General features: G+C 43.2%; 11 protein-coding genes and 1 riboswitch. Of the genes, 4 read left to right on the top strand and 7 right to left on the bottom strand.

The window, feature by feature from the left end; translation table 11 throughout:
* Positions 1 to 86: 86 nt before the first annotated feature.
* Together M1D52_RS22425 and M1D52_RS22430 are read right to left on the bottom strand one after the other, a co-directional pair.
* Positions 87 to 2,612, bottom strand: coding sequence for an SLBB domain-containing protein (locus tag M1D52_RS22425; protein WP_457941592.1), 2,526 nt, complete (start codon positions 2,610 to 2,612; stop codon positions 87 to 89).
* A 169-nt stretch (positions 2,613 to 2,781) separates the two neighbouring features.
* Entirely contained in the window at positions 2,782 to 2,952 is a 171-nt protein-coding gene (locus tag M1D52_RS22430) for a hypothetical protein (protein WP_165446889.1), read from the bottom strand.
* Positions 2,953 to 3,266: 314 nt separating this feature from the next.
* Between M1D52_RS22430 and M1D52_RS22435 the strand changes: the two genes are divergently transcribed.
* Entirely contained in the window at positions 3,267 to 4,706 is a 1,440-nt protein-coding gene (locus M1D52_RS22435) for a lipopolysaccharide biosynthesis protein (protein ID WP_437393635.1), read from the top strand.
* 42 nt (positions 4,707 to 4,748) lie between these two features.
* Here M1D52_RS22435 and M1D52_RS22440 read toward each other — a convergent pair whose 3' ends face one another.
* The 4 genes from M1D52_RS22440 to M1D52_RS22455 form a co-directional block, all read right to left on the bottom strand.
* Positions 4,749 to 6,239, bottom strand: a complete 1,491-nt coding sequence (locus tag M1D52_RS22440; protein ID WP_437393636.1) for a RagB/SusD family nutrient uptake outer membrane protein — start codon at positions 6,237 to 6,239, stop codon at positions 4,749 to 4,751.
* Positions 6,240 to 6,410: 171 nt separating this feature from the next.
* The gene (locus M1D52_RS22445) at positions 6,411 to 9,548 is read right to left on the bottom strand and encodes a SusC/RagA family TonB-linked outer membrane protein (protein ID WP_013665058.1); all 3,138 of its coding nucleotides are present in this window, start codon (positions 9,546 to 9,548) and stop codon (positions 6,411 to 6,413) included.
* A 97-nt stretch (positions 9,549 to 9,645) separates the two neighbouring features.
* Positions 9,646 to 9,751, bottom strand: a riboswitch (SAM riboswitch).
* A gap of 109 nt (positions 9,752 to 9,860) precedes the next feature.
* A complete protein-coding gene (locus M1D52_RS22450) occupies positions 9,861 to 10,136 on the bottom strand; it encodes a hypothetical protein (RefSeq protein ID WP_013665057.1) in 276 nt (91 codons plus the stop codon).
* 118 nt (positions 10,137 to 10,254) lie between these two features.
* Complete coding sequence (locus M1D52_RS22455) at positions 10,255 to 10,581, bottom strand: hypothetical protein (RefSeq protein ID WP_437393637.1); 327 nt, start codon at positions 10,579 to 10,581, stop codon at positions 10,255 to 10,257.
* A gap of 220 nt (positions 10,582 to 10,801) precedes the next feature.
* Here M1D52_RS22455 and M1D52_RS22460 point away from each other — a divergent pair, with 220 nt between their 5' ends.
* Positions 10,802 to 13,339 carry a phosphocholine-specific phospholipase C gene (locus tag M1D52_RS22460; RefSeq protein ID WP_437393638.1) on the top strand — a complete coding sequence of 846 codons (2,538 nt, stop codon included), beginning with the start codon at positions 10,802 to 10,804 and terminating at the stop codon, positions 13,337 to 13,339.
* Here the strand turns inward: M1D52_RS22460 and M1D52_RS22465 are convergent.
* A complete protein-coding gene (locus M1D52_RS22465; protein WP_437393639.1) occupies positions 13,300 to 14,685 on the bottom strand; it encodes an alpha-L-fucosidase in 1,386 nt (461 codons plus the stop codon). The two genes, M1D52_RS22460 and M1D52_RS22465, sit on opposite strands and share 40 nt — an antisense overlap.
* Before the next feature lie 930 nt (positions 14,686 to 15,615).
* On the opposite strand from M1D52_RS22465, the gene M1D52_RS22470 reads away from it, so the two are divergent.
* Together M1D52_RS22470 and M1D52_RS22475 are read left to right on the top strand one after the other, a co-directional pair.
* On the top strand, positions 15,616 to 16,683 hold the full coding sequence (locus M1D52_RS22470) for a hypothetical protein (RefSeq protein WP_377613287.1): 1,068 nt from the start codon (positions 15,616 to 15,618) through the stop codon (positions 16,681 to 16,683).
* A 415-nt stretch (positions 16,684 to 17,098) separates the two neighbouring features.
* Positions 17,099 to 17,251 (top strand): hypothetical protein, encoded by a 153-nt coding sequence (locus tag M1D52_RS22475; RefSeq protein WP_013665052.1) that lies wholly within the window; start codon positions 17,099 to 17,101, stop codon positions 17,249 to 17,251.
* The last annotated feature ends 78 nt before the right edge of the window (positions 17,252 to 17,329 follow it).

The following is a 17,329-nucleotide window of genomic DNA, read 5'->3' on the forward strand; positions in this document are numbered from 1 at the left end:
ACTTCTCAAAATTTTGCGACTATATATTCACTAGGATGATGTGATTGATTTTTACGTCAAAGTATTGCGCCTCCTGCTTCTTTATTTTAACGGAATAGCGCAACAATAACGCCAACCGTAGTAGCTAGACTACCCCCAAGGCCTATCCATTGAGCGGCACTTATTCGACCCCTTGCTTCTCGCTGAGGAACAAAAATTTCTGCTCCTGGCTTAATCTTTGGATAATTATTAAAAAAAAGAAACTTAGACGTACTGCGGGCTGAACCATTAGCATAAACAACGTATGCCCTCTTCTTTAATGCACGCTCCGAAAATCCCCCTGCCTGTGAGATATATTCCTTAAACCCTTTATTTGATGAATATATCACTGTTACGGGTGAAAGCACCTCACCGCTTACTCTAACGGTTTGCAATTGTTTAGGAATATGCAAAACGTCACCTTCTTCAAGAATTAGATCATTACTTCCTTCGGGATGCCGAAGAATCTCATCCATATTGATGCCAACATAGCTGTTATTGACCGCAGACCGTTGTACGGCTCCCAATTCGTTCGGATTAATTGTGCTCTTTTGCAATGCATTTAAACGCTCAACTCGTTCTTGAAAACGTTCCTGCTCCAATTTTGATTTACGTTCAAACTGATTTCCCGTTGAATCCAGCTCGTCTTCCAAGATACTTTTGCGTTTTAGAGAAGCTCCATCAGTGTAAGCATAAGCCGTAAATCCTCCCGCTCTCTTAATCAAATCAGATACACGCTCGTCTTTACGGGTAAGTATATATTGACCGGGATAAAGTACTTCGCCCTCAATACGCACGGACCGTTGTCTTTGATATCCTTTAGCTAGTCGAACATTGATAACGTCGAATGGCTGTAATACAAAATCTTCTGCTCCTGAGAGATCTCGTTCAATATTAACATGATAAATTTCGGAGGTATGAGCCGATTGTGACATTACATTGCTTTCTTTAATGCGTCTGGCAATTTCGATTCGCTTGGCCGAGGCGGCTTCCGTAAATCCTCCTGCCTGGACAATGAGCTCTTTTAAAGTCATCCCTTCAGCAAAGTCGTAAGTTCCGGCATTGCGTACTTCACCATCGATTTGAATCTTATAGGCAGTTTTTAGATCAAAAATGGATGATATTACCACCTCGTCCTCTCGTTTTAAAGGTATATCGTTTTGGGTCCCCGCTAAAATGTCAGCAACAGAGAACGCCACTTGCTCTTTTTCAAGATTTTCTTTGAGCCGCGTTATGTAACCGCGATTCATAAACGCATCTTCTTTTACTCCATCAGCTTTCTTAATAAGCATACTTAAGGTTAAGCCCTGACTCAATTCGTAAACGCCAGGACGAAAGACGGCACCTGATATACGCACTCTGTTCGTATACCGATCCAATATCTTGCCTACACGATATTTATCACCACTCTGAGGCAAATAGACCCCGAACTGAGATGCCAGAACATCCTCTACCCTACGTTCAGTTGCGGTATTTTTAAAGACAGTAATACGCGTCCTATAAGCTTCTTCATCAAAACCTCCGGCATACGTCAGTAACTGATCAAATGTTTCGCCTTCCTTTAATTCGAAAATAGCGGGTCGTTTCACCCGCCCTCTTATTTCGACGCGACTAAAATAAGGCGCAACCTGGATAATATCCTGATCTTGTAGGACAATATTATTGCGAAGACTTCCATTTAGCAAAAAGTCATAAACATCAATTATTGATTCTTCTCTGTCGTTGCGAATGATTTTAATTTGTCGCATGGTACCCTTATCATTGGGGCCGCCTGCCGCATACAGTGCGTTAAAGGCTGTGGCTACAGAAGGTAAAGTATAGGTTCCTGGTTTTACAACTTCTCCAGTTACAATAACACGAATACTGCGAATATTACCTACACTCACGTTTAATCGAGTGCTGCCATTTCGTAACCCACTATAAATTGCTCCCATTTTGTCCTTAATGCGAATAATAGCCTGTTCAATAGTTATTCCAGCAATAGGCACTACTCCCACATAAGGAATGTTGATAGCTCCTTCAGGGCTAACTGTTAATGAATAACTTGCCTCCGAATTGCCATATAGCTCCAACAACAATTCATCATCTGCCCCGATTACATAATTTTTAGGTGTCGCCATCCGTAAATTCGGTTCGAATTTGGTATTCGATCCCTGAAAAATGTCTGCTCCGAAAATTCTCAGTTCTTCTCTTGGTGATTTTAGATTATCTTGATGAAGCTTCAATAGGGTATCAGCTTCGTTAGTCGCTCCTTGTACCTGCCTTCCTACTTTACGCTTATCGCCAGTAGAAGGAATTGTGGCAGGGGCCTGTAGTGCTTGATCCTGTTCTTGGATTGTCTGTAAGCGTTGTGTTAATTTCTCAATTTCCTCGCTTGGCATCCCAGAAGAAACAGCCATTTGCATCAATTCCTCCTGTGTCATACCAGAAGCATTGGCTTGCTGCAAATACGCGCGAAGCTGATCATCAGTAAGGTCATCCACCTTGATCATGCTTAGGTCAGTAGCGCTCAAGTTTTGCGCATAACCATAACTAGGAATCAACAAAAAAAAGCAAAAAGAAAGGAAGCAATATAAGATTATTCGTTTATACATAAAGGTAGTACTCTTCAATGAACGCCTACAGAAAAAATCGTTCAATAAAACCTATGCAAATAAACAGTTTTATTTATATATGTCATAATTTTAAACCACCAATACGAATAAATAAAAAACTCCTGTCGTATTCGGCAGGAGTTTTGGCGTGTTTTATTTTTAAGCACACTCATACTTTCGATTCCGTATCATACACTTCCGTGTAAGACGATCTTCGCAATTGTTCATCCAATTCTATTTCTTCCTCCAACGAAATAGTCGCTGCATGTTGGTATTCATAAGCGATCCAACCCCAAAGCGCTATAAAAAGGACTACCGTAAAAACAATAAAAGACATCATGTGTTTGGTTTGTTGATTTGAAAAAAGTTTAATAATCTGTTAGCTACTCCATAAACACCTGGAACACAACCCGTGCATCCAGTTCCTCACAACACGTAAAAAACGATTTGTGCTTGCTAGCCCCTCTAATGGTTTATATCACATCTTGTTAGGTATAAACAAACCTAATTGTTTGCTTCGATATTTGCAACAGTAAGTTCATTTTTTTTTAAACATTATTTAATGTCCTGAAATGTATACAAAAATACACAATAACAAACCACCTCTTGCAATAACGAATCTTTTGAGGGAGCTTTGGCTGTTATCCATCACACATGTCGCTTAAAACAAAAGCATTTAAAGGTTTCGCCTGGAATTCTTTGGAAAATATGCTGGTAAGGGGAGTAAGCTTTATCATCAGCATACTGATCGCGCGGGTGGTCAGTCCGGAAGCTTACGGTCTGGTAGGTATGCTAAGCATATTTTTAGCCTTATCAACGCTTTTTATAGAAGGTGGTTTTAGCAAAGCCCTTGTACAACGAAAGGATTGTTCACAGCTGGATTTTAGCACGGTTTTTTATTTTAACATCGTGATTAGTCTGCTGATCTATGTTATTCTTTATTTCTCCGCACCTTTTATTGCCCGGTTTTACCATCAGCCGGTGCTGATAGCCTTAACAAGAGTTATGGGCTTGCAATTCATTATTGCGTCTTTTATTGTAGTACAGCGCGCCAAGCTGCTTATTGATATCGATTTTAAAACACAGGCAAAAATCAACGTGATGGCCGTCATTATAAGCGGCGCGGTGGGTTTATATATGGCATATGATGATTTCGGTGTTTGGGCGCTGGTAGGACAAAACCTATCGCTCACCTTAGCCACCTCTATGCTCATGTGGTTGCAAGCCAAGTGGCGGCCAAGTTGGGCTTTCTCATGGCAAGCTTTTCGCGAAATGTTCGGTTATGGTTCCAAAATTCTCGCTGCGGGCCTGTATTCTACGGTTTTGACGAACGTATACACCATCGTGATCGGTAAATGGTATCACTCCAAGGCCTTAGGTTTTTATGCACGGGCCAACTCATTGGCCGAGCTTTCTTCGGGAACAATCAACCTCATTATCACGAATGTTACTTTTCCTCTTTTTTCTGCTATTCAGCAAGATCGGGAGAAGCTTATTAGCATCTATAGCAGAACGGTAGCCATGACGGCTTTTATTATTTTTCCGAGCATGACACTCTTCGCCGTGATATCGAAGCCTTTTATTTTGCTTTTCCTGACAGAAAGATGGTTACCTGCAGCGCCTTTATTGCAGTGGTTATGTCTGGCGCGCATGTTTACCCCTATTAGTTCCTTGAATTTGAATCTTCTGAATGCCGTGGGACGTTCGGATCTTTTTTTAAAGACGGATTTATCTAAACTACCGATTATCATCGCTGCCATGTTCATCACCTTACCGCTCGGTACAAAAGCTGTGGTGATTGGAAGTTTTATAGTAAATACCCTTAGCTATTTTATCAATGCCTATCCTTCCGGCATTTTGTTCGGTTATGGCCCTTTGAAACAGTTGAAGGACTGCTATAAGGTTATTATTGCGACAATAGGCATGGCATGCTGCAGCTACGGAAGCATGCTGTTGGTGGACCGCCCCTTTATGCAGTTGATTCTAGGGGTACTGACTGCGATCATCAGTTTCTTCGGAATGGCCTATCTCCTTAAAATAAAAGAGATGGAAGAACTGAAATACGTTTTCGCGAAATTGAGAAGGTCTAAATAAGGAAGAAGGCGCCGGAAGTTTCCGGCGCTTTTCCAAGAACACTTATAAATTCGGATTCTGCTGGGTCTCTTCCAATGGTATGGCAAAGAGATAGTACCTACTATTGGCAACGAAATCACTGCCATCGGGAAAACGTAAAATACGATGCCCTTGGGCATTGACGGTCTTACTAGTTCCATCGGGGGTCGTTACATTAACTTTAATGGGATTCCCTTGCGCATCAACATAGGCTTTTCGCTCTACTTTACCTTGTGTACGTAAGATATCGGACAACGAGAAGCCTTCTCCCCACAGCTCTTTTCGACGTTCAATTAGAATGGCTTGAAGCAAGTCGTCAGCCGAACCGCCCGTGAATAAAACGGCTTGCCTGGCTGCTCGTAAGGTGTTCAGGGCGGTAATCGCTTGTTCTGTTTGACCGGCTCTTGCATAACCTTCGGCTTCAATCAAGTACATTTCCGCTGCACGCATATACACGATGTCGCCAATCAGATTCGATTTGAATTTGAATTTCTTATAACGGAGAAAGCCTTCTCTACCGGGTAAACCATCCCATTCAAACAAGCCGTTACGGATATCTTGTTCGTCAAAAAAGTTCTTGAAGTATGGATCAGCCATAAAGCTGTAGTAATACGAACCGGATGAGGATACATCCAGAAAATGGAATGTGTAACTAGCCGTATTCTGCTCATTGGTTTGCCCGTGTCCCCATATCCACTCAACGTTCTGCATATCATTAAACCCATCGCTATAATTTGCTGCCGGCATCAAACTGTAATCTGCACGTGCTGCTGCTGCGGCCTGCGCCGCCTGTAGCCAGTCGCCTGTGTTTAAATAAGTTCGCGCCAACAAGCCATTGACAACGGCACGATCAATGCGATATTTTTCTGTGCTTGGTCTTGTATATTCGGCTAATAAGCTCAGTGCGTCCTGTAAATCACCTTTGATAAGGGTGTAGATTTCCTCCAACGTAGCCTTTGGTTTCCCTTCGGTTTCGACAGTTGTTGGCTCGGTATAAATAGGCACCGTCAATGCGGTTTGATCTTTGAGATAAGAAAACTGGTAGTAGGTAGCCAAATTGAGGTAACAGAAAGCCCTCAAGGCCTTGGCTTGCCCTTTTAATTGCGCCTTTTTCACTTCGTCCCCCGCTGCCGCATCTACTTTAGCGATGACGTTATTGCAATTGTCAATCACTTTATAAAGCAGGGTCCAGAACGATTTAACTCGATTCGTAGTGGCATTATACAGTTCGGTAAAGGCGTAAGCATCTCGATAACCGTATTTGGTGGTGACAGCCACATCACTTCCCATCGCATCACCGGTACGCATAAAAGCGGTGTAACCTGGATTGGCATAGGTAAAATAGGTATCATTTAAATAACTCCAGGTGCCGTTGATAACGGTTTCGATATTATCGACATTTTTATAAATCTCCGAATCGGCAACCGCATCGGTAGGTGCCGTTTCCAAATCCTTGCTGCAGGCGGCCAGTAGTAAGCTGAGCACGCTAAGGATATATATTGTTTTTCGTATCATATTTTTTTCTTATGATTTTAAGCTATTAGTTTTGGTACTGAATCAACACAAAACCAAAAACTAACAACAAGTAACCAATAACTAATAACCGGTAACTAATAACCGGTAACCAATAACTAACAACCAATAACTAACAACCAATAACTAACAACGAGCACCTAACCCCCACAACTACAAAGTAAGCTGTAATCCAGCGGATACGGTACGCATTGCCGGGTATCTGAAATAAGTTGCTCCGTTAACGGTTTGTTCCGGATCCATCCCTTTATGGCCATAGAAGGTCAATAAGTTCTCCCCTTGTAAAAACACACGTAAGTTGGCAATACCCAACCGTTCGATTAAGTGTTTGGAAAAGTTATACCCTAAGCTTACATTCTTTAAGCGCGCATAAGTAGCGGAATAAAGAAAGCGTGTTGATGCAGATGTCCAAGTTAAATTATCCGTTGTTAAGCGGGGGACATCGGTTTGTGTGTTTTCGGGCGTCCAGCGGTTCAGGATTTCGGTACTCCAAGCGCGTCCCGGGCTACTACCATTGTGCATGAGCTGAATATAGTCGTTATCCAATATTTTACCCCCTAAGCTAAAACTAAGCAGCGCGGATAAATCAAAGTTCTTATAGCTAACAGTGTTCGAGAATCCGCCTACTAGATCAGGAAGGGAATTGTCTTGAACAAACAGTCCAGCCTGGCCATACTCGGAAGTCGTTTCAGCTGTTTGGTTGCCATTTGCATCGGCTTTGTACCATAGCGGGCTGCCGGTAGCCGGGTCTACACCGGCCCAGGTTGGCAGATAAAAGTCGTAGATAGAACCTCCCACCGCTAAGAGCTTGTTACCATTAGGGATAGGTTTGCCGCCATTGGGCAATTCGGTAATCTTGTTTTTGTAGTGTCCCAAATTAAGATCCAGATTCCACCGAAAATTATCGTTCCGAACCGGTACGGTTTGCAGGGTAAGTTCGAATCCGGTATTTTGAAGTGCACCGATGTTGGCATCATAACCCGGAAAACCGGTAGAAGGTGCCTTTGGCATGGTATACAGCAAATCTTTACTTTTACGGTTAAAATACTCGAAACTGGCGGCTACACGTTGATCTAAGATGGCGATATCGAGGCCTGCATTGAAGTTCAGGTTGCTTTCCCATTTCAAAGTTGGCGTGGGCAGACGCTGCGTAACCGTTCCGCCTTGGCCAAGGTTATTGGAAATGCTATATAATCCTTGGTAAGCATAATAGATGGGATTGCCGTTCGATAATAAATTATCATTTCCCTGAGCTCCGTAACTTGCACGAACTGTTAACTGATTAATTAAGCTGTTATTGCGCAGGAACTCTTCTTCGGCAATTTTCCAGGAAGCGCCTACCGACCAGAAGGTTCCCCAACGGTTATCCGGTGAGAAACGGGAAGATCCATCGGTACGCAAGGACCCCGAAAGGAAGTAGCGGTTTTTGTAATCATACTCTACCCTACCTAAAAAGCTCAACATGCTGTAATCTACCGAAAAACCATTGAAGGAATTGAGCTGAGACGCCGCATCGGGCTCATAGAAACCGGGCAATACAAAGCGCTCCCGACTGCCATCCATATCGGTATTTTGAAACTTATAGAATTCCTGTCCGGCCAATACATTCAGATGATGCTCGTTAAAGGTTTTTTCGTAGGTTACGATATTATTCCAGGTATAAGAAGTTCTCCGGCGATTGGATTTAGCCACGGATCCTTGGTATTCCGCGCCGTCGCCAAGTACGGGGTTCACATAATCGTGCGTATTACGATTTATATAATCAATACTGTAAGTCGTGCGGAATTTCAATTCAGGCGTGATAACCGCTTCGAGGAATGCTCTACCGGACAGATTTTCGCTGCGGATTTCATTTTTATCCAAAGGGAGAGAAGCTGCGAGGTTATTACGCGGAATAGCTGCGCTTGGACGGTATTCGCCGAAGTCATAGATCTTGTTGCCATTTTCGTCCAAACGATAGGAACCGTCTGCATTGCGTTCGTAATATGGGTAGAACGAAGGTACTAAGCGGGTAAAATTAATGATGTTGGCGGTATTGCTATCTTCTGATTGCGGGTACTTTTGTAAGCTACTGCTAACAGCTACGTTTAAACCGGCATTGAGCCATTTCTTGGCCTGTGTGTTGACGTTGATGCGAGCATTATAGCGTTTAAAGCCTGATTCAATGGCTATACCTTGATCATTGAGGTAGCCACCGGAGAAGTAGTAGCTCGATTTTTCGTTACCGCCGCTAAAGCTTAAATCGGCCTGTGTGCGACGGCCGGTACGCTGCAGTACATCTGCCCAATTGTCATTCCATAGCGGTGTAGCGCCTGGAACGATTTTACCATCTAAACCCACGGGCTGCGGATAATTGCTCCCATAAGGGTTAATATTGAGGTCGGTTAAGAGCTGATTGCTGGCATTCTGTGCTGCTTGTTCAGCAGCAAGTCCGTTGGATAAGTTCTTATTACGCAGGGCTTCCCAATATAACTCGAAATACTGGTTGGTGGAAACTTGCTCATAATCCTTTACTGCCCTGTCGGATATTCCTTGGGTAAAATTGAAATTAATCGTGGTTTTTCCGTCCTTTAAGCCTTCCTTCGTCGTAATGATGATCACACCATTTGCACCGCGTGACCCATAAAGCGCGCTGGCCGCCGCATCTTTGAGGACACTAACGGATTTTATGTCATTGGGATTAATAGCGTTAATATCTCCACTGTAGGGGTTTCCATCTACTACGTAGAGCGGTGCACTTGACGCGTTGATCGATCCGATACCGCGAATGCGTATTTCGGCATCGGTACCTGGTTGTCCGGAAGAAGATACTGATTGTAAACCGGGAACCTGTCCCTGCAGGGCTTTGCTGACGCTCGAAACCTGACGATTGGCGATTTTATCCTGCGAAATAGCCGCTACTGAACCGGTGAAACTGGATCGCTTGGCGGTACCATAGGCTACCACTACTACTTCGTTTAAATCATTACTGGCCGGCTTGAGGGCTACAGAAAGTTGATTGCCGCTCACCGGTAAATCCTGTGGTTCATAGCCCACATAGCTAAAGCGCAAGGTTGTTTTCCCTGCCTGTACTTGCAGGCGGTAAGCTCCGTTGGCATCAGTATGGGTTGATTGGGTTCCTCCTACCACGCTGATATTCACGCCCGGTAGGGGTTCTTGATTAAATGCATCAGTCACGGTACCTTGTACGGTGGTTGTTTCTTGCCCCCAAACACTGCCTGCAAAAAACAGCAGCATAAACAAGAAACTAAGTGGTGCATAACAATTGTTTAGTAGTTTTTTTTCGTTCATATGTAACGTTTTGTTCTACGCATCGCAATACCTACCTATGCCTTTTCAGGCGGTGGTGCGAATGAACCATATCGTTCCGGAATGGATATGATTGTTCGACTTATCAGCTCTGCATATAGCAGAAAGGAATGAGCACCTTGTAACAGAGTTTACAGGTTGCTAAGACTTCTTCGGGCCTTTCCCTCCGTCTTTCTGGATAAGTATGCATCGTTAGCGTTTTGATGCGGCAAATATATCAGATATTACTTAAAGTATATAGAGTTACTAGATTTTTATTACAAAAAGAAGACCGTTCAGATAAAAATTGCTGTTTTAGTCTTCCCAGCCTTCTTTTGCGGGTGGCGGCACATATTTGCCTTCCGCATTTCTATAGGGGTTTTGGAAACCATAGCGGCCGCGTCGGCTACGGAACTGAAAGAGGATATTCAAAAGGGCTCCGCTCATTAGCGCGATCATGGGAAAAGAGAGCCCTCTACGGACGATACTATAGAGACCGAACATAAAAAGTAAGCCCCAGGCGATGGTAATGGAATCGGCCAAATGATTACGGGCAGTGGGTATCAGTTTAAAACGTAAAGCTTTCATCATAATGCAGGTATTTCGAGTTAAACAACGACTTATTGCTAAGTTACAAATTATCAGTCATTTAAAAGAAAGAACGCATTATTTTTTTGAAATAGCAATCGCGCCTTTAGTATCAATCGTTTTAGTACTTTGGAATAAGATGTCGATTTTCATCCCCATTTTTCATCAGTATGGATAGATAACTGGAGGATGGGGTCTTGATGTTATATTCCAAAGCGCCGGCTTCCGGACAAATTCGTTTAATTGTAATTAAGTCGCCATCTAGCATTTGCAGGGTCATTGAACCTTGTTTTTTGGTCAGTGTATCAATTCTATCGGGTGTATAATGGATCTCCAATATACCACTTTTACTAACGATGGTAATCTCGACGGGCACCAAAGGAGCAGATTCTTTGGTACAACTAAAGCAAACAACAGCTACTAAAGCAAGTAGAAATTTAAACTTCATAAGCTCGATTTAAGTATAAAAAAATAAGTTTAGTATATCTAGCAATCTCTTTTGAATTGCTAGACAAACTTAAGAGGAATCTGCACAGTGTGCATGCACGAAAGGCGTAGCAAAAACATGGGTATTCATCACGCTTTGTTGTAAAAAAAATGAGATAATAATGTAATGAATAGTATTTATTGTACTTTAAGCCTGTAGATACGATTATAAATCATACAAAATGGATAACCGTCGGGATTTTCTAAAAAAACTGCTATTATATGCGGGAAGCACCGGTTTGGCAAGTACGATCCCTCCTTCAATTCAACGGGCTTTAGCAATTGCTCCGGCACCGGGAACGACCTTTATGGATGCGGAGCATGTGGTGATATTAATGCAAGAAAACCGTTCTTTTGATCATGCTTTAGGTACGCTTGCGGGGGTACGTGGTTTTAATGACCCACGTTTTATCCGCCAAGCCAACCATTGTCCCATCTGGTTCCAGTCGGACGCTAAGGGCAATACCTATGCGCCGTTTCATTTTGATCTTCTGGGTAGCAAGGCCACCTGGATGGGAGCTGTACCGCATTCACGCCAATCGCAGGTAGACGCTTACCATGAGGGGCGGCACGACCAATGGATTGAGGCGAAGAAAAAGAAACCCTATGAACACATCCCTTTAACAATGGGATACTATAACCGCCTCGACCTTCCATTCAATTATGCACTCGCAGATGCCTTTACGGTATGTGATCAAAATTTCTGTTCGGGCATGACCAGCACTTGGCCCAATCGTTTATTTTTCTGGACCGGGACCATTCGTGAATCGGCCGATCCGAAAAGTAAAGCTTGGATAAGGAATGAACTGCAACGCGGTGAAGCGAAGTGGAAAACTTTTCCGGAACGACTGGAAGAAGCCGGGGTATCTTGGCGCGCCTATCAGAACGACGTGAGCTTTGGCGGTGGGTTTGAAGGGGAGGAACGCTCGTGGCTGAGTAGTTTTTCCTGTAATCCCCTGGAGTTTTTTGAGCAGTATCATATTCACTTCGCGTCGCGCTATACAAAGAGTTTAAAAAAACAAGTCGAAGAACTGCCTAAGGAGATACAGGCCCTAGGGGAAAAGCTACGCTCATTAAAACCGGATGATAAAACTTATCAAAAAACAAAGGAAGCGCTGAAAAAAAAGGAAGCAGTATGGCAAGAGGCCAAACAGGCAATAGAGCGGTGGAGCCAACGGCATTTTGAACAATTGTCATCTCGAGAGAAAAATCTATTCAAGAAGGCTTTTACCACCAATGCAGCAGATCCTCATTACCATGATCTTGAGCGCTTGTCTTATCGGGATAACCAAGGTGTTGAACGTGAATTATCGGTACCTAAAGGTGATGTGCTTTATCAATTCAGAAGGGATGTAGAAAGTGGTCAGCTGCCCGCAGTTTCCTGGATGATACCGGCTGAAAAATATTCTGATCATCCGACCTCGCCTTGGTACGGCTCTTGGTATGTATCGGAAATTATGGATATTCTCACCAAAAACCCGGAGGTATGGCAAAAAACGATCCTTATCCTTACCTATGACGAAAATGACGGTTATTTTGATCACATCCCTCCCTTTGTGCCGCCGAACCCTTATAAGAGTAACAGTGGCAAATGCTCGGAGGGCATTGACACAAAAATAGAATACATTACCCTGGAGGAAGAGCTGGCAGATGGTAAATCCACAAAGGAAGCACGCGGAGCGGCTATCGGCCTTGGCTTTCGGGTGCCTCTAATTGTGGCATCGCCCTGGACGCGAGGCGGTAAGGTTTGCTCGCAAGTGTTTGATCATACGTCTACCCTGCAATTTCTGGAAAAATGGGTTTATCATAAGTTCAAGAAAGAATTGCGCGAAGAAAATATCAGTAGTTGGCGGCGAACCATATGTGGTGATTTGACGTCAGTATTTACTGTAGCAAAAGCGATGCCCGCGAATGACAAGCTTCCCTTTATCCAGCATAATCCGTATGTTGAAGGGATTCATCAAGCGCAGTATAAAGAAATTCCGTCAGGTTTTGAGGCCCTGAAACCGGATGAACTGCAAAAAGGGATGGATAAACCGCATCAACTGGTCCGAATGCCACGCCAAGAGCCTGGTATCAAGGCAGCGTGTGCGCTGCCTTATGAGCTTTATGCCGAAGGTGAAAGGGTTCAGGATTCTTTTCAATTGAATTTAAGAGTTGGTGATGAGATTTTCGGAAAAAAAAGTGCAGGTGCACCGTTTACCGTCTACACTCCTCATGCCATTCGCTCTTATGCGGTGAAAGCCGGTGATCAGCTTAGCGATCGCTTTGAAATGGAGGAAGAAGCTTTTGACTTACAGGTACACGGACCGAATGGGTTTTATAGAGGTTTCAAAAATCAAGGAAAAATGCCTGCCTGTACCATCAGATTAACGAACGAGCAGGTCGGCGAAGGATTTACCGGCAATGCAATTCTCTTATTCGAAAACAAGGGAAACCGGTCGTTGCGCGTAGCGATCCGGGATATGGCTTATGGAACGACCCCCGTTCACCTGGAGGTAAGGGCCAATCAGCAGCTGTCGCAACTCATCAACTTAAGCGACAGCCATCAATGGTACGATATGGAGATTTCCATTGAGGGCTATCCGGGTTTTCGCTGGGCTTACGCCGGTAAAGTTGAAACAGGCAAAGCGGGTTATACGGATCCCCAAATAGGGAATCCGCAGGTCGAAAAAACGCTTTATTCCAATACGCCTTCTAATTTGTATACCCATGCATAATTACAGGGCGCTGTATTGGGATTAAAGGGAGGTGCTTCGATGGTGAGCCGCTGCTTTTGAAAATCGGATGATATCGCACCTGAATGTCCTAATAAACTGACTCGTACCGGCTTCCGTGGCAAAGGAATATGAAAGGTCCCATTTTGCCATTCGGTACAGATGAGGTAAAGATCTTTCCCTTTGGCGGTAAAATAGCGGTGTGTATCCTTGCTATTATTCGGTCTTGACGCCCAAGCCCGAGTGCCGTAAATTGCTTCACCATTAACCGCTAACCATTTGCCCATGTCCAACAAACGTTCTTGCATGATAACCGGGATCCTACCATCGGCCGTTGGGCCGACGTTGAGCAATAAATTTCCGCCGTTGCTCACCTTATCAATCAAGAGATCAATAAGCTGCTTTGACGTAAAGTAGTCTTCGGTTGTTTCAAATCGATTGTAACCATAGGAAGTACCGATACCGCGGCTCTCCTCCCAGGGATGGGAGGCCTGATCACCTATACCTTTTTGATCGTGTACCAAATCATACTCTGTCGTGTAATAACCACCGTGCTTGCTCCGTGTTTCTTTGCCCCATCGGTCGTTTACTACCACCTGTTGCCTGACGGGCGACTCATTATAAAGCCAGGATAAAAAAGTCGTGCTCTTAAGTGTTTCACTCGGGTAGTCCCACTCACCATCAGCAAAAATCACTTCGGGTTGGTAAGCATTCACGAGTTCTTGCATTTGGGGGATCATGTGACGATCCACCCATTGTTCGATACTTTCCTTTTTATAAAGTGGATGGCTCCACTCGAGCAGCGAATAGTAAAAGCCCATCCGTAAACCGGAGGTCCTTACAGCCTTCGTTAAATCACCGGCCAAGTCGCGATGGGCACCGATATCGACGCTATTCCAATTGGGACTATACTTACTGGGCCATAAGCAAAAACCATCGTGGTGTTTCGATGTCAATACGACATATTTGGCTCCTGCTTTTTTAAACAGTTCAGCCCATTGTTCGGGTTTAAAATGTTCTGCTTTGAATAACGGCGCAAAATCCTGATAGGTAAAATTGGGTCCATACGTCTTGTTATGGAAATCGAGAAACAGTTTGTTCTTAGTTTTCAATCGATTTTCATAATGTTCGGCATATTTTTCATACACCCCTTCCACTTCTTTTATAGGCGCATAAGCAGGAACGGAATAAGGACCCCAATGAATGAAAATCCCAAATTTGGCATCTTGCCACCACTGTGGAATTTCCCGTTGATCAATGGATTGCCAATTGGCTTGATAGTTTTGGGCTCGTAGGGATTGACTGAACAGAAACATACATAAAAGCAGGTATTTAACGATTTTTTTCATGGATTAGCTTATTGGTTTTTATACTTATTCAACTAAATTACAAATTTTGGGCGTTCTTTGTCTATTTGTTAAGTAGTTAAATAGTTGAGTAGGAAAATAGTTAAGTAGTTTAGTTATTGGTTACTAGTTATTTGTTATTGGTTGGGCCTGCTGATAGGCAAGGGTTACTGGATGTGCGTGATGAAATCACACGTGGCTCTAGCGCGCAGGGAACAACGGCCTCATGAAATTGAGCGTCAAAAAGATTTAGAATAGCTCTGGGTAAAAATCATGTGAAGAAGCGAAGGGTGGCCTAGCGTGCGGGAGCGGCTCCGCAGGATTGAGCTTCGGGCCTAAATCTTTAGCGAAAGTACATGCACCTTGACTGTTTGGTTCTTTATGGTCAAGCATAAAGAACGAAATATTTGTTTCAAGGTAAATTGAGCTGAAATTAGGATTAGTTGAGTAGTAGAGTAGGAAAATAGTTAAGTAGTTTAGTTATTGGTTACTAGTTATTTGTTATTGGTTGGGCCTGCTGATAGGCAAGGGTTACTGGATGTGCGTGATGAAATCACACGTGGCTCTAGCGTGCAGGGAACAACGGCCTCATGAAATTGAGCGTCAAAAAGATTTAGGATAGCTCTGGGTAAAAAATCATGTGAAGAAGCGAAGGGTGGCCTAGCGTGCGGGAGCGGCTCCGCAGGATTGAGCTTCGGGCCTAAATCTTTAGCGAAAGTACATGCAGCCTTGACTGTTTGGTTCTTTATGGTCAAGCATAAAGAACATGAAATATGGCTTAGCGCCCATAGCTTATGGCCTTATTATACCTTACACCTTATACCCTAAAGCCTATCGCTTATAGCTTATCGCCTATAGCCAATATTTAACGAATAAAAGCTATCTTTGAGAAGCCTGACGGCCTAAGGGCTTTGTAGATAAATTGCTAGGAAGATGAGTTTAAAAGTAGAAGGACCGGTCCCTACAGGAGATGTTAAAATATCACGGAAAAAACCTATTTTTCCAGTGAAACCTGCCTTACGTAAATATCTAAGAGAATATCAACGAGAGTCAAAACTACCGCTTAGCTACAGCGAATTACGTAATTTTACAGATAGTGTACCCGTTTACGATAAAGAAGGAAAGGACACCCTTTGGGAAACACCGCTCTATCCGCCCCACGAGGTAGCGCATATCCACGAAGGGCTGAAGCAGATTTATGCCCTTCTAAAAGCTTCCGGAAATAATCGCATAGTGGAGCATAAATTTATTGATCGTATAGATTACTGTACATTCGGCAATACACATCCGTTTCGTATCCGTATTGTGAATCGTTTAAATGATGTATATGATTATTTTTATATTAAACAAGCAGACGCGTCCCGCATTTATGGACTAGAACTGGAAGAGATCATGTCGCCTAATCGCGTAAACTTTACGGTTGACGGTGACACGCTGGTGGAAGAACATATTGTAGGTTTACCCGGAGATGTCTTCGCGAAGCGTTTGATGGAGAATCCGGATTATAATCCCATTCGGATTGCAAAAGAGTTCGTGAAGTTCAACGAGCGTTGCCTTATTATGTTGTTAGGTGATATGCGCTCCTATAATTATGTGATGCAGATTACGCCCGACTTTGACGATTTTCAGTTTAGGATCCGTGCAATTGATTTCGACCAGGAGTTTTACGAGGGGAATATGAAAGTATATATGCCCCAGTTCTTCAAAGAGAATTTACCTTATGTAAAACTATCCATGGAACACCTCACCGAAAAAACAGTGTTGCAATACCAACAGGAAGAACGCTCTTCCATTGTACATCGGGTACGCATTGAGCGCCATCGTTTGGCGGCACTTCGAGATGTATCACAAAACGAACAGCTCTCTCCGCCCGAAAATATCGCCATGCTGAAAAATCAACTGGCAGCCCATTACAAAAATCAGGATTACCACTTATGTAAAAGTATGACTGACATTATTGAGCTGAATATCAAGAATGTGATTCGACAGGTGAAATTGTAGCACGCCGTTTCTTCAGCCGTTTCTTCAAAGGAAGTAAATCACATCGGTTAAAAACCAGCCGCAGTAAGGTCATAGATGATTAGCTCAGAGAAGGGATCTATCATTACACTCTTTTCCCCTCAAAAAACCATTCCCGTTAAAAAAATCCGAAGGGAACAACCCTAAATATGCTAAAATCAGCCTCATACAAGACGACAGATTAAAATCTGAGGAAGGACCAATCATACGCTCATTTCGGCCTCAAAAACTTCGGTAGAAAAGGCTAAGTAATACTTGAACCACTCAAAGAAGTTTTTCAGCCGAGAGCTTTCTTTTGTTACTTTTCTTTTGCGGCAAAAGAAAAGTAAAATTTGGCACGATATTCGATCTAGGATGTTCACAATTTTTAATGTTTAACTGATAAGTCACATATACTATGAAAACATCGATGAAAAGTACGGCTAAAGTTCAAAAGTTATCTGATTTAGCAAAGAAAATTGACAGACAATTAATGGATTTATTGGTGAAAGAATTGGAAAATTTCCGCAGTAATAGCGGTTCAGGTTCAGCAAATGTAAGAATAGCATAAAAAAACCATCTACCTATCACAAATACATTCATCTACCTATGTAAAAACTTCCCCGAGGGCGATTACCTCGGGGATTTT

The organism is Olivibacter sp. SA151 (assembly GCF_054130995.1).